Source organism: Psychrobacter sp. LV10R520-6 (assembly GCF_900182925.1).
Classification (GTDB): domain Bacteria; phylum Pseudomonadota; class Gammaproteobacteria; order Pseudomonadales; family Moraxellaceae; genus Psychrobacter.
This window is the reverse complement of sequence record NZ_LT900024.1, coordinates 1,230,168-1,250,150: the sequence shown is the minus strand read 5'-3', so window position 1 is coordinate 1,250,150 and position 19,983 is coordinate 1,230,168. Positions and strand designations below refer to the sequence as shown.

Annotated in this window: 18 protein-coding genes; 9 read left to right on the top strand and 9 right to left on the bottom strand. The window is 43.8% G+C overall.

Annotated elements, in window-relative coordinates:
* Positions 1-13: 13 nt before the first annotated feature.
* Positions 14-1,447, bottom strand: a complete 1,434-nt coding sequence (locus U1P77_RS05195; RefSeq protein ID WP_321156313.1) for an L-serine ammonia-lyase — start codon at positions 1,445-1,447, stop codon at positions 14-16.
* A 565-nt stretch (positions 1,448-2,012) separates the two neighbouring features.
* Between U1P77_RS05195 and U1P77_RS05190 the strand changes: the two genes are divergently transcribed.
* Positions 2,013-3,434, top strand: a complete 1,422-nt coding sequence (locus U1P77_RS05190; RefSeq protein ID WP_321156312.1) for a solute carrier family 23 protein — start codon at positions 2,013-2,015, stop codon at positions 3,432-3,434.
* Positions 3,435-3,539: 105 nt separating this feature from the next.
* Here the strand turns inward: U1P77_RS05190 and U1P77_RS05185 are convergent, their stop codons facing one another.
* Positions 3,540-4,472, bottom strand: coding sequence for a DMT family transporter (locus tag U1P77_RS05185; RefSeq protein WP_321156311.1), 933 nt, complete (start codon positions 4,470-4,472; stop codon positions 3,540-3,542).
* A gap of 415 nt (positions 4,473-4,887) precedes the next feature.
* On the opposite strand from U1P77_RS05185, the gene U1P77_RS05180 reads away from it, so the two are divergent.
* Entirely contained in the window at positions 4,888-5,949 is a 1,062-nt protein-coding gene (locus U1P77_RS05180) for a WG repeat-containing protein (protein ID WP_321156310.1), read from the top strand.
* 119 nt (positions 5,950-6,068) lie between these two features.
* Here U1P77_RS05180 and U1P77_RS05175 read toward each other — a convergent pair whose 3' ends face one another.
* The gene (locus tag U1P77_RS05175) at positions 6,069-7,046 is read right to left on the bottom strand and encodes an alpha/beta fold hydrolase (RefSeq protein WP_414479068.1); all 978 of its coding nucleotides are present in this window, start codon (positions 7,044-7,046) and stop codon (positions 6,069-6,071) included.
* Between the two features lie 76 nt (positions 7,047-7,122).
* Positions 7,123-7,287, bottom strand: a complete 165-nt coding sequence (locus U1P77_RS05170; protein ID WP_321156308.1) for a rubredoxin — start codon at positions 7,285-7,287, stop codon at positions 7,123-7,125.
* Positions 7,288-7,614: 327 nt separating this feature from the next.
* On the opposite strand from U1P77_RS05170, the gene U1P77_RS05165 reads away from it, so the two are divergent.
* Complete coding sequence (locus tag U1P77_RS05165; protein ID WP_321156307.1) at positions 7,615-8,199, top strand: adenine phosphoribosyltransferase; 585 nt, start codon at positions 7,615-7,617, stop codon at positions 8,197-8,199.
* 79 nt (positions 8,200-8,278) lie between these two features.
* Here U1P77_RS05165 and U1P77_RS05160 read toward each other — a convergent pair whose 3' ends face one another.
* Positions 8,279-8,722 (bottom strand): hypothetical protein, encoded by a 444-nt coding sequence (locus tag U1P77_RS05160; RefSeq protein WP_321156306.1) that lies wholly within the window; start codon positions 8,720-8,722, stop codon positions 8,279-8,281.
* A 139-nt stretch (positions 8,723-8,861) separates the two neighbouring features.
* A complete protein-coding gene (locus tag U1P77_RS05155; protein ID WP_321156305.1) occupies positions 8,862-9,803 on the bottom strand; it encodes a transaldolase in 942 nt (313 codons plus the stop codon).
* Positions 9,804-10,211: 408 nt separating this feature from the next.
* On the opposite strand from U1P77_RS05155, the gene pheA reads away from it, so the two are divergent.
* From pheA to U1P77_RS05125, 6 genes are all read left to right on the top strand, one after another.
* Complete coding sequence (gene pheA, locus U1P77_RS05150; RefSeq protein ID WP_321156304.1) at positions 10,212-11,402, top strand: prephenate dehydratase; 1,191 nt, start codon at positions 10,212-10,214, stop codon at positions 11,400-11,402.
* A gap of 84 nt (positions 11,403-11,486) precedes the next feature.
* The gene (gene hisC, locus U1P77_RS05145) at positions 11,487-12,632 is read left to right on the top strand and encodes a histidinol-phosphate transaminase (RefSeq protein ID WP_321156303.1); all 1,146 of its coding nucleotides are present in this window, start codon (positions 11,487-11,489) and stop codon (positions 12,630-12,632) included.
* 88 nt (positions 12,633-12,720) lie between these two features.
* On the top strand, positions 12,721-15,090 hold the full coding sequence (locus U1P77_RS05140; protein ID WP_321156302.1) for a bifunctional prephenate dehydrogenase/3-phosphoshikimate 1-carboxyvinyltransferase: 2,370 nt from the start codon (positions 12,721-12,723) through the stop codon (positions 15,088-15,090).
* 242 nt (positions 15,091-15,332) lie between these two features.
* On the top strand, positions 15,333-16,289 hold the full coding sequence (rarD, locus tag U1P77_RS05135; RefSeq protein ID WP_321156301.1) for an EamA family transporter RarD: 957 nt from the start codon (positions 15,333-15,335) through the stop codon (positions 16,287-16,289).
* A 53-nt stretch (positions 16,290-16,342) separates the two neighbouring features.
* Positions 16,343-16,768, top strand: coding sequence for a dihydroneopterin aldolase (gene folB, locus U1P77_RS05130; RefSeq protein ID WP_321156300.1), 426 nt, complete (start codon positions 16,343-16,345; stop codon positions 16,766-16,768).
* Positions 16,769-16,792: 24 nt separating this feature from the next.
* Complete coding sequence (locus U1P77_RS05125; RefSeq protein WP_321156299.1) at positions 16,793-17,272, top strand: 2-amino-4-hydroxy-6-hydroxymethyldihydropteridine diphosphokinase; 480 nt, start codon at positions 16,793-16,795, stop codon at positions 17,270-17,272.
* A 67-nt stretch (positions 17,273-17,339) separates the two neighbouring features.
* Here U1P77_RS05125 and cysE read toward each other — a convergent pair whose 3' ends face one another.
* The 3 genes from cysE to U1P77_RS05110 form a co-directional block, all read right to left on the bottom strand.
* Positions 17,340-18,224, bottom strand: a complete 885-nt coding sequence (cysE, locus tag U1P77_RS05120) for a serine O-acetyltransferase (protein ID WP_414479067.1) — start codon at positions 18,222-18,224, stop codon at positions 17,340-17,342.
* 369 nt (positions 18,225-18,593) lie between these two features.
* Complete coding sequence (locus U1P77_RS05115) at positions 18,594-19,520, bottom strand: RNA methyltransferase (protein WP_321156297.1); 927 nt, start codon at positions 19,518-19,520, stop codon at positions 18,594-18,596.
* Positions 19,520-19,924 (bottom strand): Hpt domain-containing protein, encoded by a 405-nt coding sequence (locus U1P77_RS05110; RefSeq protein ID WP_321156296.1) that lies wholly within the window; start codon positions 19,922-19,924, stop codon positions 19,520-19,522. The genes U1P77_RS05115 and U1P77_RS05110 overlap by 1 nt, the downstream gene beginning before the upstream one ends.
* Between the last annotated feature and the right edge of the window lie 59 nt (positions 19,925-19,983).

Below are 19,983 nucleotides of genomic sequence, written 5' to 3'. Positions count from 1 at the left end.
TGTATGTCAATAATTAGCACTGGCTGTATTTTACGCTAACGCCTTGAGTTGCAGTGGGTATGCGGTTATCAGCGTAAATGGCAAGGCCGCCACGCGATGTTTCTTTATAGCTGTCTAACATATCAGCGCCCGTTTGTTTCATGGTCTCAACGACTTTATCAAAAGACACAAAGTGTTGTCCGTTACCACGGCAGGCAAGACGTGCCGCATTGACGGCTTTTACCGCGCCCATAGCATTGCGTTCGATACAAGGCACTTGTACCAAGCCGCCAACCGGATCACAAGTCAGACCTAAGTTGTGCTCAATGCCTATCTCAGCAGCATTGAGACATTTGGCAGGATCGCCGCCTAAGATTTCTGCCAATGCAGAGGCCGCCATTGCACAGGCAGAACCGACTTCTCCTTGACAGCCTACTTCTGCACCAGAAATTGAAGCATTTTGTTTGATTAAGCTACCGATAGCAGTGGCATTCAACAAAAATTTGCGCGCGCCATCTTGGTTGTAGCTTGATAAAAAGTCGCGGTAATAATGCATGACCGCAGGAATAATACCTGCAGCGCCATTGGTTGGAGCGGTTACGACATTACCGCCATTAGCATTTTCTTCGTTGACCGCTAGCGCGTATAAGTCTATCCAGTCTATTGCCGCGAGCTTATCGGATTTTGCAATGGGCTGATTTCTTTCAGCGCACAGTTGTAAGTGTAGTGCTTGCGCCCGACGTTTGACATCCAAACCGCCCGGCAATATGCCACTGTTTTGACAGCCACGTGTCACACAATCTTGCATCGACTCCCAAATAGCATCTAAGTAGGCAAAGACTTCTTCTTGATCACGGTAATGAAGCTCGTTCGCCAATACCAAATCGCTGATACTTAAACCATGCTCACGACACTGTTCAAGCAATTCTGCGGCACTATTAAAAGGGTAAGGAATGACGTCAATAGTTGGCGCAGCGTGATCCTCATCCGGATTGTTGGCATTTTCTTCACTGATGACAAAGCCGCCACCGACTGAGTAATAGGTTTTTTGATAGTGGGTATCGTCTGCCAACCGCGCGCGGATGGTCAAGGCGTTAGGGTGGTAGGGTAGCACGGTATCCCCATACCAATGGATATCGCGCTCGGTATCAAAATCAATGGAGTGGCTGCCTGAGATATTTAATTGTTTGTCCGAAAAAATGGGTGCCAAATATTGACTGGTCAAACGCGTGTCAATGGTGCTTGGTGCGTGCCCAATCAAGCCCAGTAATATGGCGGTATCGGTGGCGTGACCTTTACCGGTTGCGGCTAATGAGCCATATAATTCAATCTCGATACCTTTTACATCGCTCAGCTCAGCTTGCTTAAGTAGTGAGGCTAGAAATAAGTTAGCCGCTACCATCGGGCCTACAGTATGTGAGCTTGATGGGCCAATCCCAATTTTGAATAAGTCAAATACACTAATCATAATAAATTACCAAAAAAAGTGAAAATAGAGTCAGCGTTATCACACAGCCCAGACTAAGTACCTGTATCACAAATGTGACAGGCAGCGATAGAAAATAGGCACCGCTAATGGGTGAGTTTGGAGCATCGTCTATGGAAGTGTGTAAACGTGATAGTACAGATGACAGGAGAATAATAGCTGTTGTTTATTATTAAATTCCGTTATGATGCTCAGCATCGACGCTTATGTAACATCCTGTAAGTGGTTGTCGCTGTAGAATGTATGGGGTGCGAGCAGCCGAAGTGATGAATTTAGTAGAACATATCTAACCGGATACATCTAGCGAAATATAGATATTTTATAAAAAAACTATATCTTGGCTGCTTTTTTGTTAAATAAGTAGGTTTATTTGGCACGATATGCCTAATAAGGTGTTATGGATTCGCATTAGTTTTTATTGTTTCTATATATGATCGTTCCCGTTTATGATCACCATTAATTAAAATCGTCCCTATTTATCTTTTTAATTTTCCTTAGCTATTATTAGCCTGTTATTATTAGCTTAGGCCACATAGGACAAGCGCGCATGGCATCTCCTTCAGAGCACTCCTCTTCATCAGAGAAAACTTCGCAAGCAGAATATCATACTCCCACAGCGCTAGAAGCTGCGGGTATTGATTCGGCTACTATGACTTTACCGCACAATCCAGACTTCGAAAATGGCCGTTGGTTCCCAACATGGCGACCATTCAAAGGCGACTTGGATCGTCATCCTGTCGGTATCAATGAGTATCTACCGCCATCAAAAAGTATCCTGCTGGGGGTTCAACATACCTTTGCAATGTTTGGCTCGACGGTACTTGCACCCCTATTAATGGGGTTTGATCCCAATCTGGCTATTTTAATGTCCGGTATTTGTACAGTGATGTTCTTCATCATCACTGGTGGTCGCATGCCCAGTTATTTAGGGTCAAGCTTCGCGTTTATCGGTCCGGTTATCGCGGTTACTGCCTATGCTGGGGTAGGCTTTAACAGTAACCTAAATGTCGCTTTAGGCGGCATTATGGTCTGCGGTATCATTTATGCTTTGGTTGGTTTATTGGTTATAAAGACAGGCACGGGTTGGATTGAGCGCTTAATGCCACCTATTGTAACCGGCGCAATTGTAATGATTATTGGTCTTAATTTAGCACCAGTAACTATTCAAGGGGTATCATCCAATCAGTTTGATGCTTGGATGGCGGCGTTGACGGTATTGCTTATCAGTGGTGTGGCGGTATTTACGCGCGGCATGCTGCGGCGCTTATTGTTACTGGCCGGCCTGATATTGTCGTATGTGGCCTACTTTGTAATGACTAATGTATTGGGCTTTGGCGCGCCAATTGACTTTAGTGGTATCCAAGCGGCATCGTGGTTCGGCCTGCCCAGTATTCATGCGCCACGTTTTGAGTTGAGTGCGATTATATTAATTGCGCCGGTGGCTTTTATTTTGATTGCCGAAAACTTAGGGCATTTTAAAGCCGTTGAAGGCATGACCAAAGCCCGCGTCACCCCTTATATGGGTCGAGCCTTCTTCGCTGATGGCTTGGCAACGACTTTTTCAGCCGGTTTTGGTGGGACAGGCGTGACCACTTATGCTGAGAATATTGGCGTAATGGCAGTGACTAAGGTTTATAGCACCACTATCTTTGTGATTGCAGGCGTGGTCGCTATATTGCTAGGATTGTCACCGAAGTTTGGCGCGATTATTCAGACTATTCCACCGGCATTGTTAGGTGGTGCATCAATCGTAGTATTTGGTCTGATTGCTATCGCAGGTGCAAAAATATGGATAGACAGTCATATCGACTTTAGTAAAAACAGCAATTTAATTATTGCCGCCGTCACTGTAATTATGGGTACCGGTAATTTTAGTTTGCATTTAGGCGGCTTTGACTTAGGCGGTATTGGTACCGCTACCTTAACCGCGATTGTGCTCAATGCATTGTTTAATCTGCAAAAAGACTGAGTTGTTGGTCTCGGTAAATAAACAGGTATATAACGTTGCAACGATTCTTTTATTCGCTATTGGTGGCCATGTTCAGCCAATAGTGAAAAACGAATAATCCGTATTTTACTTGTACTTACGCTTGTAGAATCGCGCAAAAAACCGATAGCGACGCAGCGTGCGCGGCTTAGGCTTGAGAGAGCCTAAATAAATGGCAAACATAGTCAGCAGCGCGCCGCTCCATTGTAAGGTGTTAATAGGCTTATCCAGCCAGCTATAGTCAATGACTAAAGCGGCAACTGGCTCGGTCAATAATAGCAAACCCGTCAGCGCTAATGACATCTTCGGGATAGAATAAGCAATTAACCCCCACGCCAAGCATTGCATGACCGCACCATATACCAATATCCAGCCAATATCAGACCAGGTATTGGGCAGGATATGACCCATATCAAAGACCAACATCGGTAAAATCATCGCTAATACACCCCCAATACTGATCAGCTGCATCAATACAAATATCGGTGTCGGTTCGGTATCGTGAGTCTTACGGATAAAAGTCATTGACGCCGCTAGCATCGCACCTGAAACAATACCAGTTACAAAACCCCAAGTGGCGTTAGCATTCTGCGCAAACTCAGGGCTGCCAATCATCGCGACTCCCAGCATGGCCAGACACAAGCTGAGCAGCTGTAAAATCGATTGACGTTCATTGAAGTATAAGAAGCCAATAGCTGCTAAAAAGAAAATCTGCAAACTGTTGAGTAAGGTCGAGATGCCAGGGCCGACCGCATAAATACTTTCGTGCCATAATGCTAAATCCAAACCTAAAAATGCCCCTGACAATAAGCCATAAAATATAGCACGTCTTGAGCGAGGGAGTCGCTGACCCGTTAGTTTGGCCAGTACGGCAAATATTACTCCCGAAATAGCAAGTCGCCAAAACGCCATCGCCCAACCGCCAATATCGACATGAGCAACAATCAGACTGCCTAAACCGAAAATAATACAACCAATGAGTAACCCTATGGATGCAGAACGTGAAGAGGCAACAGCCATAAGGTATCCTTAGGTTGATTAATGAGCAACTTAAAAAACGAGTCATTGTAAACGTTTTGACCCAAAAGCTAATAGGGCAAACATATTTAATGACAAAGTGTTTTTGAATGAAATGGACGATATCAGAATCAAAGTATATTGAGCAGCCCGTCATAACTCTAACAAATATTTGATCCTGACGAATTGCTGGCGCTGGTTAAATAATACACTCACATCCTTACAGGATTGATATTGGCGTCACCCTAGCCATTTGTTAGTTTAGCAGTTTATAATGGCGACCAATAACAAATAATAGCGGATAAAGTTGGCTCACCGATTATTCCTATTTTTATATTTTGTTCTCCGTAACTTTTAACATTCAATATGCTCCCAGTACTTTTACATACTTCTAAATATTTCTAGCTTAGGGCTACTTATGCTGCAAGATTCTCTATTAACACCACAGCTACCGTTAGCATCTTATTTATCGCCGAAGACCACGCGGTTACATTTTGCGCTTGGTGTTTTATTAAGTGTTGTTGTCTTCATGCCAGTAGCGCAAGCAGCCAGTTGTAAACTGCCTAAAAGTTATTATAAAAACGTTTCTTGCACCGCTAATAGTAGCTATTTTTTAGCCATCAAAGATTTTGGTGCACCGGTCGCGTTACTCAATAGTAGCGGCAAAAAAGTGGTTGATTTATCACGTTACCAACAGGCCGACGCAGATAATTTATCGGGAGGTCTATTACCTGTTCTGCGTAATAGCCATGTCGGTTATATTAATATGCAAGGTCGCGAGGTTATCCCAACCATTTACAACCTGCTTAATGAAGCAGGCGGTAAAGGCTGGGCACGACCCGTATCTGAAGGGCGTATTGTGGTAAAAAAAGGCGGTAACTATGGGGTTATTAGCACGTCTAATGATATTGTCGTGCCATTCTCAGCAGCGATTAGTGATATTAATAACTATCGTAGTGGTACGGCGCTTGTGCGTAAAAGCAAAGCCAGCAGTTGGGTGGATAAAAATGGCAAAGCGATTGGTAATCCCAATGCGAAAAGTGATAGTACTAGTAATAACGATCACTCCTCATCAGCATCAAACAATGCTTCTTCATCGTCCTCACAAGCGATACCGTCTCCACAAACGAGACCATCAAAAACACCTTCTTTTACGACCTTACAGCCACATCAACAAGATGGTAAATGGGGATTTGTGGATGATAAAGACGTTACGATGATTACCTACTCATTTGATGATGTACGGCCGTTCTCTGAAGGTTTGGCTGGCGTGCACGTTGATAACAAATGGGGCTTTGTTAATTTAGGCGGTGAGCTGACTATTCCCTTTCGCTTTGATGAGAGTAGTGTAGATACTGGTGATATCTATAAAGGCGTGTCTGCTTTTATATTTAAAGACGGCAAGGCTTGGATTGGCAGCCTTCAGAATGGCGACAAAATGTGTATTGATAAAGACGGACAGAGCATCGGCTGTGATTAAGATGTCTGTTATGGGTTTAGGCGGCTGCGCAAAAAAAAGAGGATAAAACGTATGAATAACCTATACGTTTTATCCTATTTTTTTTTGAGCTTGTAATAAATTAGAATTTTAAGAGCCAATTAATCTAACAAATGATTGCGGATTAAATCAACTAAATAAGGTTGATAATAGGCTGGAATATCGTGGGCCATTCCTTCTATAAGATGAAACTTAGCATTCGGAATAGCTTTAGCAACCACGCGCCCTTGTGAGGTGGGCAGTAGTCCATCGACACTACCATGAATAACAATGGTTGGTGCTTTGATCTGCTTGCTAAAGCGGCTGATAGAGCCTGACGCTAAGATAGCATTGAGCTGTTGTACGGTGCCAAGCGGGTGAAAGTTACGCTGATAACGTAATTTAGCAATCTCACGAACCGTTCGTACGTTGACATGTCCTGGCGTACCTACGGTTTTCATAAACCAGACGCTATGGCGTACGATATCGCGCTCAGAGTGGCTCTCAGGACGATTAATTAGCGTATACAACTGCTTAGCTTTTGGTGGTCTTAAAAACGCGCGATTGTTTGTGGTAAACATCAGCGCCATACGCTGTACCAAGCTTGGATAACGCGCCGCGACGATTTGAGCGATCATACCGCCCATAGATGCGCCAAGCAGATGAGTACGACCAAGCTGTAACGCCTTGATCAGCCGCACAGTATCTTCAGCCATATCAGTCAGGTTATAAGCAACCTGTTGGCTTTTGTTAGACAGACCGGTTTGCATACGCAGCATCATTTTGAACTGGCTAATACGCGGTAGACCTTCAATCTGTACTTTTGAGGACAGCCCAATATCACGATTGTCAAAACGAATCACAAAAAATCCAGCATTAATCAGACGCTTGATAAAATCGTCTGGCCAAAATATCATTTGTGAGCCTAATCCCATGACCATCAGTAATGGTGGGTTATCTGGATTACCACCCGCTTCAACGCATAAATTAATACCGTCACCAATATCGATCATCGCCTGATAGAGATGATCGCTCAGGTCTGAGGTGCGCCAATTATGTTCACCGAATGCTTGCCATGCGGGAGTAGGGTAATTAAACATCTCTTTAGGCAAGTCAGCACCATCAGGATAATTTGAGTTCGTCATGAGCTCTCCTATTTAAAGTATCATCTAGTTCTTATAGCTCCATCATCTCAAAGTCTAGCTTGCCAACACCGCACTCAGGGCACGTCCAGTCATCAGGAATATCATCCCATTTCGTACCAGGAGCGATACCTTCTTCGGGGCAGCCAAGCGCTTCATCATAGATCCAGCCGCAGACGATACATTCATAACGTTTCATACATAATCCTTTTGATCGTTGCTAATTCTATGCCCCGTTAGCGGGCCACAAAAACGCACGTAGTGTAGCATATAACCGTACTCTGCAAGGTTAAGTTTACACTTGTATATTGAGATTAGTGAGTTTTTATCAAGTCACCGATCCTATTTCATTGTTTTTAAGCACTCATAATCTTACGCGCTTTTCGTGTTCCTAGCCGCAATAATAAGGCAGGTTATGCTATGATAGCCGGCGTTAATTTTATGCTTTACCTGCTTTAATTTTAGACTTTATAAGTCACTTACTGCCGTTGTATTATTATTTCAGTTATCTAAGTTAAGGGTTATTATGAGCGCTACCACCGCTACTACACAAGCAAAGTCAGATACTAAGAAATCCGACACTAACTCGTCTAATATACTCAATACTGATCATGCGTTTTGGCAGGTTATCCGCACAGTACCAGACTTTCCCAAAGCGGGTATTGATTTTTATGACATTACCCCGTTACTGCGCAGTCATATTAATGAGGTCATAGATGCGATGCTAGCGGCATTGCCAGATGGGCTAATGGATGAAGTGGATTGTTTGGGTGCGGTTGAGGCGCGTGGGTTTGTATTTGCAAGCTTGATAGCAGGTCGATTGGGTAAAGGTATGATCTTGCTGCGGAAACCAGGTAAGCTGCCACCACCTGTTGCCAATAAGGCCTATGCTTTAGAGTATGGTAAAGATACGCTTGAGATGCAAAACAACCTGCCACCTGAGCGCGTGCTATTGGTCGATGATATCTTAGCGACTGGCGGTACACTGACCACCGCTTATGAGCTGTGTGAATCAGCATCACATACGGTAGTGGGCGCGCTGGTGTTGCTAGATTTGGTTGATTTACATGGTGAGTTTCCAGTGCCCGTTTATACAGTGTTAAAAGCTTAAAAAACTAGTGACAAAGAATGCAAAAAAAGCGCGCTGATGTGGAGTCAGCGCGCTTTTTTGTGATATGTATAACTGTGAGTTATTTGGCTTGTTTATAATAACTACAAGTCTGTTCTATTATAGTTCGACCTACCGTTTTAGGGGAGGTAAGCTTAAAGTCTGTGGACGTTAGTATGGGTTTTTTAGATTGCCAAGATTTTATAGCCTTATTATTAGGACCATAATTCACATAGGCTCTTCTATAATAACTGGCGTTCTTACAAGATATTAATAATTGCTGGTTGTCATAATAAGCACCATGTTCTTTCCTATATTTATTATCCGCCGGATAGGTTCCATTAATAAAAACAGAAATATATTTACCTTTATAGTCATCTAATACTTTAATATCAGAGCCTTCAATAGAGTCTAAATCTAAGCTGAAGCTCGATCCAGACTCACTTTCTGATGCATCTAACCAGTCCACTGCACTTGCACTCATAGCCAAAGCACTGCCTGCTAATAACATTGATAGCCGTTTCATATTCCAGCCTTGCTTTTTGTTGTTTGAAGTCAATCATAATAGCTAACTTGCTGTTAGTAGGCAAATACTAGGCAGTAGGTAAATAATAGGCACATTCCTTTTATTCAATACTGTTGAAGTTAATACTTTATAGCCAATATTAATTACGTATGGCTGCCAACGTATGAGCAAGCTCATCACGAGCGTTAATAAAGCCATCGATACCTTTTGGTAATAAGTCTTGGGTTACTTTATCCTGTTGATAGGCTTGGCTAAACTCTTCATGCGTTAAGCTTACGCGTTTCATGTCATCCATCTCCATTGACATACTTGGAGACAGCTGGCGAGTAATTGTGATATCCATTGCTGCTAGCTCATCAATGAGGTTTGGAGCGATGGTCAGTAAGTCACAGCCTGCCAGCGCTAATATTTGCTCTGCTGAGCGAAAGCTTGCACCCATCACCTGTGTTTTATAGCCATGTTGTTTATAATATTGATAAATCAGCTTGACCGATTGCACACCCATATCATCAGAGGCTGGCACGTTTTGGCGGTTTTGTTGGCGTTTTTGCCAGTCTAAAATCCGCCCAACAAACGGAGAAATCAGAGTAACGCCTGCATCGGCACAGGCAATGGCTTGATGCTGACCAAACAGTAGCGTTAGATTACAGTGGATACCTTGGGTTTCAAGATAACGTGCGGCTTCAATACCTTGCCATGTGGCTGCCATTTTAATTAATACACGCTTTGGATCGACACCAGCATTCTCATAGGCCGCCATAAACTCTAAAGCTTTGTCTATCGTGGCTTGCGTATCATAAGACAACCGCGCATCGACTTCGGTAGATACCCGACCCTCAATTAACTCTAAAATATCGCAACCGATTTGGATAGTGAGGGCATCGATGACCGCATCTACGTCACCTTGATGGTGATTCATAGTGTCTGCGAGCATGGCTTGGTTGTCAGGATGGATGAGCGCCTTGGTAATTAGGCTAGGGTTGGTGGTCGCATCAATAGGTTTTAGGCGCGCAATAGCGGCAAGATCGCCAGTATCGGCGACAATAGTAGTCATGGTGCGAAGCTGTTGTAATGCGCTCATCAGATATCCTTGTATGATCAATTAGAGGGGTTGCTTACTTATTATGGTTGCTGGCTTATTAAAGCTACTGCCAGTAAATAGCACTAAACTGTAACATAGTTTTGAGTGTGGGTTTGCCGATAGTTTTATGGCGTATAGCGGTCATACTCACTAACTGTGCTAAGATTTATGCCGTTTTGTGCATTTACACCCATTTACGAATGGGCACTGTGCGTAGTTTTTGTTATAGTAGAGGCGGCTACCTCACATACCACTAAGCGAGCTGATAAAAACAAAGAATAATGAGCTGATAGTGGGTCATGACTTGGGATAAATGAATTCTTAAATATACTAATAATGTGCTAAATCGATTGGCATTTAATTTCATCAGAGTAATAAATAACAGATCTAAAAAAAGGATAGACGGTAATGAGTGAGCAGTCATCAGAGCAAAAAATGGACAATTTAAATCAAACCACCCCCGACGTCAGTGACACCTCAACCGACCAAGCGTTTTTAAATCGTATTCGCCAAAATATTGATAAAGTAGACTGTGAAATTCAGAACCTGATCAATAACCGTGCCAAGTTGGCTCAGCAAGTAGCGATTGTGAAGAAGGATCATGCCGCCAATAGCGATGCTTCTTCTAATGCCGCCGAGCGCAACCCTATTTTTTATCGTCCTGAACGTGAAGCTCAAGTCTTAAAAGCGGTTATGGCACGTAATACAGGGCCTATTGCTGATGAAAAAATGGCGCGCCTATTCCGTGAAATTATGTCAGTATGCTTAGATCTAGAAGCGCCGCAGCGTATTGCCTTCTTGGGCCCTGTGGGTACCTTTACCCATGCCGCTGCGCTAAAGCATTTCGGTAAAGCGGCTGATACTATGCCGTTAACCACTATTACTGATGTGTTCCGTGAAGTAGAGGCGGGGACGGCTATGTATGGTGTGGTACCGGTCGAAAACTCATCTGAAGGTGTGGTGAATCATACTTTAGATGGATTTTTGTCCTCAACATTAAAAATTATTGGCGAAGTTGAGCTGCCCATTCATCAAAATTTCTTAGTCGCTGAGCATACTAAGCTTGATGGCCTCAGCCGGATTTACTCACACCAACAGTCGCTTGCCCAATGCCGTCATTGGCTGGATGTGAACTACCCTAATATCGAACGCGTTGCCGTATCAAGCAACGGTGAAGCCGCACGTCGTCTCAAAAACGAATGGCATTCAGCCGCTATTGCTGGAGACGTGGCAGCTGCAGAATATAACCTACATAAGCTCTATTCAAATATTGAAGACAATCCTAGTAATACCACGCGCTTCTTAATTATTGGCCATGAGTCGATTGCGCCATCAGGGCAAGATAAGACCTCCATCATAGTCTCTGCTTCTGACAAAGCAGGCGCGCTTATTGAAATCTTAAAGCCACTGTCTGCTCATGGCGTCTCTATGACCAGTATTGAAACTCGTCCTGAGCGTCCGAACAAGTGGGCATATGTGTTCTTTATTGATATGGACGGTCATATCCAAGATCCAAACGTCAGCGCTGCTATTGCCGATATCCGGCCATTGGTTAAAGATGTCCGTATATTAGGGTCTTATCCAAAAGCGGTACTATAGATCATTGATATACAAAGTTTGATGACAATGTTTATTAACAGTAAATACTCGCAATGGATGGATTTCCACATCTAAGGATAAATCATGCAGTCTACTAAATCATCTCAAACCGCCCTTAAAACCAAAGACCAAGCGCTATCACAACCAGTTCCTGCTTATGACAGCATTTTAGAGCTGGCACCGTATCAGACAGGTAAGCCAGTTGAAGAACTAACCCGCGAGTACGGCGTCTCTGATGTAGTCAAGCTGGCAAGTAATGAAAACCCGATGGGCTGCTCTCCTTATGTGACTTTGGCTGTTACTGAGCAGCTAGGACAATTGGCGCGTTATCCCGATGGCAACGGCTATTATCTGAAGCAAAGCCTTGCTGATTTTACGGGCGTTAATCTAGAGTGCATTACTCTTGGTAATGGCTCCAACGATTTGCTTGATATCCTAGCACGCACTTTTGTGAGTGCTGATGATGCGGTGGTTTATAGCCAATATGCGTTTATAGTCTATTCAATGGTGGCGAAGATGCAAGGTGCGACGGGTATTGAAGTACCTGCACAAAGATTTGGTCATAATCTTGCAGCGATGCGCCAAGCAGTTGAAGACAATGCCAATACTAAGATGGTATTCATTGCTAATCCCAATAATCCAACCGGAACGCAGCTTGAGCGTGAAGCCTTGCGTGAGTTTGTTGGCAGTCTGCCAAGCTCAGTATTAGTGGTATTAGATGAAGCTTATATTGAATATAGCCCTGAGAGCAACAATCGAGCGCTATTAGACGAGTTTGATAATGTGATCATCGTACGTACGTTCTCTAAAGCGTATGGGCTGGCAGGTCTTCGGATTGGTTATGCGCTTAGCTCCGCGCCAGTAGCCAAATTACTCAACCGTATTCGTCAACCGTTTAATGTTAGCCGAATTGGCCTTGCAGCGGCAGCAGCAGCACTTGCTGATCAAGATTTTATTGAGCAAGTTCGCCTCACTAACCAAGAACAAATGTACTGGTTAGAGAATCAGTTTGACGCGCTGGGATTGGGTTTTATCAGCTCGCATGCCAATTTCATTATGGTAGAAATTGATGATGCCATTGATGTTTATCAGGCGCTACTTGAGCAAGGCGTTATCGTGCGTCCACTCGCTGGATATGGCCTGTCAAACTGGTTACGGGTTACTGTTGGGGTAGCTGAAGACAATATGCGCCTCATTGATACGTTGCGCTCTATACTAACGGATGACTAAGCCGCAATTTATTCAATGCAATTTATTGCATAGTAAGTAGTAAGCTTGTTCAGTTAAATGATAATTAAAAGTCTATGCTCAGAATATTATGCAAAAAGTAAATCAAGCTTCACTCAGTCAAACGCGAGTCAATCAAATCTTACCAAGAAAACCGCTATTTAAGCAGGTCTGTGTTATTGGTTTGGGATTAATCGGCGCAAGCTTAGCGCAAGCTATCAAAGACAATGGCTTAAGTACGCGATTGGTAGCCGTGGATAGGCACGAGCCAAGCTTAGCAGAAGCTAGGCAACAAGGCTTACTTGATGCGGGTAGTTCTGCGCTCAGTGATGTCGTATTCGGTAGTGATTTGATCGTCATTGCCGTTCCTGTGCAGGCTGTACAAGCGGTACTTACTGATATTAAAGCTGTTATGGATAGTGGTCAGCTTGCCGCTGATTGCATCATTACCGATGTCTGTAGCACTAAGGTCAATATCATTGAAGCGGCCAAAAACGTATTTACAGCGCTGCCTGTCGGGCTAGTGCCTGCGCATCCGATTGCCGGTGCAGAAAATTCAGGCTATCATGCTCGCCGCAGCGATTTATTTGTCAATCACAGCGTCATTATTTGTGAGCTGCCAACCACCAGTTATGTGGCCATTGCCAAGTTACGGCAGTTATGGAAAGCGGTAGGTGCAACAGTGATGGCGATGGAGGCGGGTCATCATGATTCAATATTGGCACATACCAGTCATTTGCCACATCTGCTGGCGTTCAACCTCGTTGAGCAATTGGCCAGTCACGATGATAATTTAGATATGTTTCGTTATGCCGCTGGCGGGTTTCGAGATTTTACCCGTATCGCTGCCAGTGATCCTAAAATGTGGCATGATATATTTTTTGCCAATCAAAGCGCAATTGTTAGCGCCCTTGATGAGTATGGCGTCTATCTACAGAATATGCGCCAGCTCATTATTGATAAAGACTCTACTGCCCTAATGGGACTTTTGGGCCGCGCGCAAGCCGCACGGCGGCATTTTGGCCATATGTTAGCCAGCACCCCTTATACGGATACCTCAGCCATGTCAGCTTCTTATATTATTTCGCCTAGCAATACTGTCTCTGGCACTATCTCCATTCCTGGTGATAAGTCTATCTCCCATCGCAGTATTATGCTTGGTAGCCTGGCTGAGGGCGTGACGCAGGTCACTGGCTTCTTGGAAGGTGAAGATGCTTTAGCCACTCTACAAGCTTTTCGCGATATGGGTGTGACGATTGAAGGGCCTGATAACGGTAAATTGATCATACATGGTGTGGGTATAAAGGGTCTAAAACCCAGTAAAACACCCTTATATATGGGCAACTCTGGCACCAGTATGCGTCTGCTGTCCGGTATCTTGGCCGCGCAAGCGTTTGATAGCGTATTGATGGGCGATACCAGTTTGAATAAACGGCCGATGGAACGTGTTGCTGCCCCACTTCGCGCCATGGGCGCTGTCATTCAAAGCACCGGTCATAGTGGTACCGCACCGCTAAGCATCACTGGCCGCGCTAATGTTGGCAAGCCGCTACAAGGTATTGATTATGATATGCCAGTGGCATCCGCTCAGGTCAAGTCTTGCTTGCTATTAGCAGGACTATGGGCAGAGGGCACAACCACGGTCACCCAACCTGAAATTAGCCGCGATCATACCGAACGCATGCTATCGGCCTTTGGTTATGAAGTGACGGTTGATGGCAATCGCATCAGTGTGGAAGGTGGCGGTAAATTAACAGGTGGCGATATTGCTGTACCTGCTGATATCTCATCCGCTGCGTTCTTTATGGTGGCCGCTGCCATTAGCCAAGATAGCGTGCTGACTTTAACCCAAGTGGGCATTAATCCTACCCGTACGGGCATTATTGATATCCTAAAATTAATGCAAGCAGACATCACCTTAAGTAATAAAACCTATGTCGGCGGTGAGCCCGTTGCCGATATAACCATTCGTAGCTCTAACTTAGTCGGTATAGAAATACCGGAATCACTGGTACCATTAGCGATTGATGAGTTTCCCGTACTATTTATTGCTGCTAGCTGTGCGCAAGGTCGTACCGTATTAACGGGTGCCAAAGAGCTACGGGTCAAAGAATCTGACCGTATTGCTGTAATGGCAGAAGGACTACAAACCCTTGGTGTTGATTGTACCGTTACCGATGATGGGCTTATTATTGAAGGCAAGGGTATTGAAAGTCAAAGCAACATTACTCAATCTGGGGAAGTAAATAATAGCCAGCCCGTGTTTGGTGGCGGTCATATCGTCTCGCATCACGACCACCGTATTGCCATGAGCTTTGCCGTTGCCAGTTTACGCGCCTCCGAGCAGATTATGATCGAAGGGGTTGAAACGGTAAATACCAGCTTCCCAGGCTTTGCTGAGCTGGCTAACCAAGTTGGTATGGCAATTGAGGTCGACAGCGGTACTGATAAGACTTCTTAAAAATCCTAGTGGTTCGTAACGACTGACTATTTACAACAAATAATGGGCAGTTATGGTGATAAACTGCCTCTTTTAAAATTGTTATTATCGTCAGCAATGCGTTAGTGCTAACATTGGCACTAGCGCATTGCTTTTTACTTTCTGTTCTATATGTAGTGAACCCAGCGTCCTTGCCACTGACTGCTTATCATTTATGACAAGTAGGCGAGGGCCCGCTTTGCTCTAAAAAGTTGTATTTTCTCATGACTACCCAAAATGTCGTCAAAAAATCAGTAACCCCTATCAAAACCACCAGACGCGGCATCATCACTGCGCTTATTGCTTTTTCTATCTGGGGTACTTTTCCATTATATTTCAAACAATTAGCGGCCTATGATGCTACCGAAATTATTGGTCATCGAATTATATGGACGTTCTTATGTTTATTAGTCGTGCTGGTAGTCACCAAGCGCTGGCAATGGATTGAAACGCTTAAGCAAAATCCAAGATGGATAGCGTTGAGCTTTATATCAGGCTTGATTATCGCTACCAACTGGTTGACCTATGTCTGGGCTGTCAATCATGATCAGATATTAGAGGCCAGTCTGGGTTACTTTATCGGGCCACTGGTGGGTGTGGCGCTATCGATGATATTATTCAAAGAGCGTTTGCGCACACTACAATGGGTGGCTATTGGCTTCGCGCTATTGTCTGTGGTCATTCAAGTGGTAATGCTGGGTAGTTTGCCGTGGATATCGTTGATATTAGCGTTTAGCTTTAGCACTTATGGCACGATTCAGCGCCAAACGCCATTGACTGCCGTTGACGCGATGTTTGTTGAAACCACGATGTTGGTACCTATTTGTATATGGTGGTTTTGGCAGTCTGATGTGGTGAGTAGTCAGCTGAGCTTTTGGTTTACCCCAAATATTTGGCTGTTAATGATAGCAGGGCCTATCACTTTGATACCGTTACTACTATTTAATAAATCTACTAAGCTGGTCGCTTTTAGTATTTTAAGTTTTATGAACTACCTGACTCCGACCTTTATTTTCTTCTTAGCGGTATTTTATTATAACGAACCCTTTGATTTGCACCGCTTGGCCGTGTTTGGCTTGATTTGGTTTGGTCTGTTATTATTCAGCATTGACTTGTGGCATCATCGCCCCAGTAAACAGCTTAAAGCAGAAGCAGAGCGCCTCCGCGATGAGAATGTATAAAAAGGTTAAATTAAAGATTCTAATTAAGAAATGCCGTTAACAAGGATGAGAACATGTTACATACTGAGTCTGATGTGGTATTTGTAAAAGGTTTAAAAATCGAGGCGGTCATTGGGGTTTATGATTGGGAGCGAGCTATTACTCAGCCACTATTGATTGATATCGCGCTTGAGACCGATATTAGTCAAGCGGCAGCGTCAGATGACGTTAATCATGCACTAAGTTATAAAGAAGTCTGTGATGATGTCAGTATGTGGTGCCAAGAGCTTAAAGCCCAGCTACTTGAGCATTTAGCTGAGCACATTGCTGATAAGCTATTAGTGAATTATCCTTGTCATAAAGTCACTTTGAGCGTTGCTAAGCCTACTGCCATTAAATCAGCAGAGGCAGTTGGGGTACAAATTACTCGTTATGCCAAAGCAGCTGAAACTAAAAGTACTGAAAAAGAGCCTGCAGATAGTAAATCTGATGATTCATAAGACGATGCATAAAGGACACTGATTTTGGATGTCTCAAAACTAGAAAAATGTGAGCCCAAACGGCTGCAAGATCAAACTGTGGCAGCAGTAATATTAGCTTTGGGCAGTAATTATAAAGCTGAGCACTATCTGCCGCATATCCGTAAACAGCTTACGGCGCTTGGTGTGGTTCAGCTGTCTACTGGTTTTCAAAACCCTGACTTTACCGCCACTTTAGAGCAGCCAAAACCTGACTATACCAATCAAGGTGTATATCTATTACTAAACTCACCAATGACCTTACAGAAGTTACAACATACCTTTAAACAATTTGAAGGTGATTGCGATAGGCATCGTCAAGCGGATCTGACAACCATACGGCAAGTCACGATGGATATTGACATTTTATTAATAAAGTTAATCGATATTGAGGAATGGACAGTTATGGCAGATCGTTATCCGTTTAAAGCGCATGAGAGTGCAGGAATTGTGGAATTGGCGGCGGGAAGTGGTTTTAGTCTTTAGACTTTCTCACCATAATTTCGCTATAAAAAATAGGCTGCGCTTTTAGCCCAGCCCTTGAATTACAAACCTACTTCTGCTCAGCGCCTACCTCTTTCATATCACCTTTACCAATCACATCCAAATCCTTTAAGCACAGTTTATCATACTCTTTTTTGCAGAATTCAGGGTCCATCTTGCACATGGCTGCTTGCAACTGATCAAGACGATTCTCTGATTGCTGAATATGCTCGAGCATTTTGGCAAAAGCCTCAGCAACGGGATCGTTAGAGGAGGGGTCGATGCCATAAGCCTGAAATGCTGTATCTCGTGCTGAGCTGTGATTGCTATTTTGGTTGTCTAAAGGTTTATTGTTGGCATCTGTGATGATTGCTTTCGCAGCTTTTTCTTGTTGTTTGGTATCATTGACTTTAGTCGCGATCGGATTGCCTTTTTCATCATGATGATCGGATATCATACGAGCTGCACTGCCGACCATAGTCGCGCCTGCTGGTACAGGCTTGACGACCACAGCATTCGAGCCAATCTTAGCATTTTTACCAACAGTAAATGGTCCCAAGACTTTTGCGCCCGCACCGACAGTTACGCCATCTTCTAATGTGGGGTGACGCTTGCCGTTATTCTGTGAGACACCGCCGAGAGTCACGCCATGATATAAAGTAACGTCATTGCCAATCTCAGCGGTCTCACCGATAACTACGCCAACGCCATGATCAATAAAGAAGCGTCTACCAATTTTGGCGGCAGGGTGAATTTCGATGCCAGTAATGATACGTGAGCCATAAGAGATAGCACGCGCCGCAAATTTCTGTTCATGCTGCCATAGACAATGCGCGCCACGATGTAAAATAAGCGCATGAATGCCAGGGTAGGTGAGTAGCACTTCAATACTGTTACGCGCAGCGGGGTCACGGGTAAAGACCGCGTCGATATCTTCTTTTAAGTCTTTTTTGATGCTGGCAAGCGTTTTGAACAAGGCGGTTGGCAATGACATAAAGCATCCTATCTGTTAGTCAGTAATCTATTAATCAGTAAAATGTCGTCAATAATATAAGGATAATGCTATCCCTAATTTTGAGCATAAGCTTTGATTGTAAGTTTCTTATAATATGGTAAGTTTTCTATAATAAGGCTTTGAGTGTGAATACATGAAGAGGCACTTTTAGGGATAAGTCTTTAAGTGTTTCTCTAATCACGTCCTTTAAAGTTATAACAGCTTTACGCCGTAAAATATAGCATGGCCCTATAAAATACAAACAAACTAACAAATTAGTGTCAGTTTATCGTCAACGTCTATGTTTCCCTATAACTATGAAAAGAAGCTTTAGCCTTTTAACAGCTTAGCAATCAAGGCGCTTAACAGCTGATATTCTTTTTGGTCGAGCTGGACCCGCGAACCGAGCCGAGACAGACGCGCAGGCAGCGATTTTAAATGATCAGCATCTGCAAGACCGCGCTGAACCATTAATTCGGTGGTGCGCCCCGTTAGCTGTTGTAATTGCTGCTGGGTAATAGCAGGCTCATCCCATTGCTGACGGGTATGCAAATTTAATGTTGGCGGTACTACTGTATTTAGATTATTAATATCTTTTCTATCGTGATGACTGTCATTATTGGTCGCTATATTGATGTCTTTATCAACAGTATTAACGTGTGTCTGAGCGTAAGCAAAAATAAAGCTGGCAATAACTTGCACCGCTGAGGCGACATTGAGCACTGGATAATCAGGATTGGCATCGATTTGGATATGATAATCGGCATAAGCCAATTCTTCATTGGTCAGACCGCGATCCTCTCGACCAAATAAAATAGCAATGTTAGGCTTGTTGCTGTCACGGTTTGCTTGTGAATCAGTAGCGGTTTTTTGATCGATAGCTGATTGTTTATCAATAAAATCCAGCATGATTTTTGCGGCTTGGGTAGGGGTAACCACTGGACGCGGCAAGTGACGGCTGCGACTACTGGCAGCAAACACCAGCTGACAATCGCTAATAGCTACTTCCAACGTGGGTGTGATTTTGGCATCTGCTAAGACATCACTACCGCCTGCGGCATGAGAGACGCTGGTCTCATCAATCGGATGCTTAGGATCAACGACTGTCAGACGCGATAAGCCCATGGTATGCATCGCCCGTGCCGCTGAGCCAATATTGGCGGGCAAGGTGGTATTGACCATAACCACTTGCAGGCAAGATAAATAGTCACTGACGGTAGGTTTTAATAAAGTGGTTGATAAAGAATTTCTATTCATTATTGTCCTAGCCGTTTATGGATCTCTAGCTCTACTTGCTGTAACGCTATCGCTGTTTGGTCAATAAGCTTTGCTTGCTGACCGATATTACGCTTACGACAGGCTTCTTGTAACTGTTCGCTAAGAGTGACTAAATGTGTTGCACCTACATTGGCACTTGCGCCTTTTAAGGCGTGAGCGGCTTCAAAACCGTTGGCATTATCATCGGATGCTTGGGTGGTACGTAGCAACTTAATCCGCTGCTGACTGTCGATAATATAGGTCTGAATTAAGTCTGCAAAATCTTCTTCTAGCAAGTCACGCATGTCTTCAAACTGTTCGTGATTGATAACTTCATCATCAGCACTACTACTACTATTATTTGTGTTATTCGTACTATCGTTACTATGATGAGTGTTGGCCATGATTAAATATCCAATAAGGTAAAAGGTGTTGTTTTAATCAATAAGTTGTAATGGAAATG

Coding starts and splice junctions, on each gene's coding strand:
- U1P77_RS05195 (WP_321156313.1), bottom strand. CDS start 1,447: ATGATTAGTGTATTTGACTTATTCAAAATTGGGATTGGCCCATCAAGC.
- U1P77_RS05190 (WP_321156312.1), top strand. CDS start 2,013: ATGGCATCTCCTTCAGAGCACTCCTCTTCATCAGAGAAAACTTCGCAA.
- U1P77_RS05185 (WP_321156311.1), bottom strand. CDS start 4,472: ATGGCTGTTGCCTCTTCACGTTCTGCATCCATAGGGTTACTCATTGGT.
- U1P77_RS05180 (WP_321156310.1), top strand. CDS start 4,888: ATGCTGCAAGATTCTCTATTAACACCACAGCTACCGTTAGCATCTTAT.
- U1P77_RS05175 (WP_414479068.1), bottom strand. CDS start 7,046: ATGTTTAATTACCCTACTCCCGCATGGCAAGCATTCGGTGAACATAAT.
- U1P77_RS05170 (WP_321156308.1), bottom strand. CDS start 7,287: ATGAAACGTTATGAATGTATCGTCTGCGGCTGGATCTATGATGAAGCG.
- U1P77_RS05165 (WP_321156307.1), top strand. CDS start 7,615: ATGAGCGCTACCACCGCTACTACACAAGCAAAGTCAGATACTAAGAAA.
- U1P77_RS05160 (WP_321156306.1), bottom strand. CDS start 8,722: ATGAAACGGCTATCAATGTTATTAGCAGGCAGTGCTTTGGCTATGAGT.
- U1P77_RS05155 (WP_321156305.1), bottom strand. CDS start 9,803: ATGAGCGCATTACAACAGCTTCGCACCATGACTACTATTGTCGCCGAT.
- pheA (WP_321156304.1), top strand. CDS start 10,212: ATGAGTGAGCAGTCATCAGAGCAAAAAATGGACAATTTAAATCAAACC.
- hisC (WP_321156303.1), top strand. CDS start 11,487: ATGCAGTCTACTAAATCATCTCAAACCGCCCTTAAAACCAAAGACCAA.
- U1P77_RS05140 (WP_321156302.1), top strand. CDS start 12,721: ATGCAAAAAGTAAATCAAGCTTCACTCAGTCAAACGCGAGTCAATCAA.
- rarD (WP_321156301.1), top strand. CDS start 15,333: ATGACTACCCAAAATGTCGTCAAAAAATCAGTAACCCCTATCAAAACC.
- folB (WP_321156300.1), top strand. CDS start 16,343: ATGTTACATACTGAGTCTGATGTGGTATTTGTAAAAGGTTTAAAAATC.
- U1P77_RS05115 (WP_321156297.1), bottom strand. CDS start 19,520: ATGAATAGAAATTCTTTATCAACCACTTTATTAAAACCTACCGTCAGT.
- U1P77_RS05110 (WP_321156296.1), bottom strand. CDS start 19,924: ATGGCCAACACTCATCATAGTAACGATAGTACGAATAACACAAATAAT.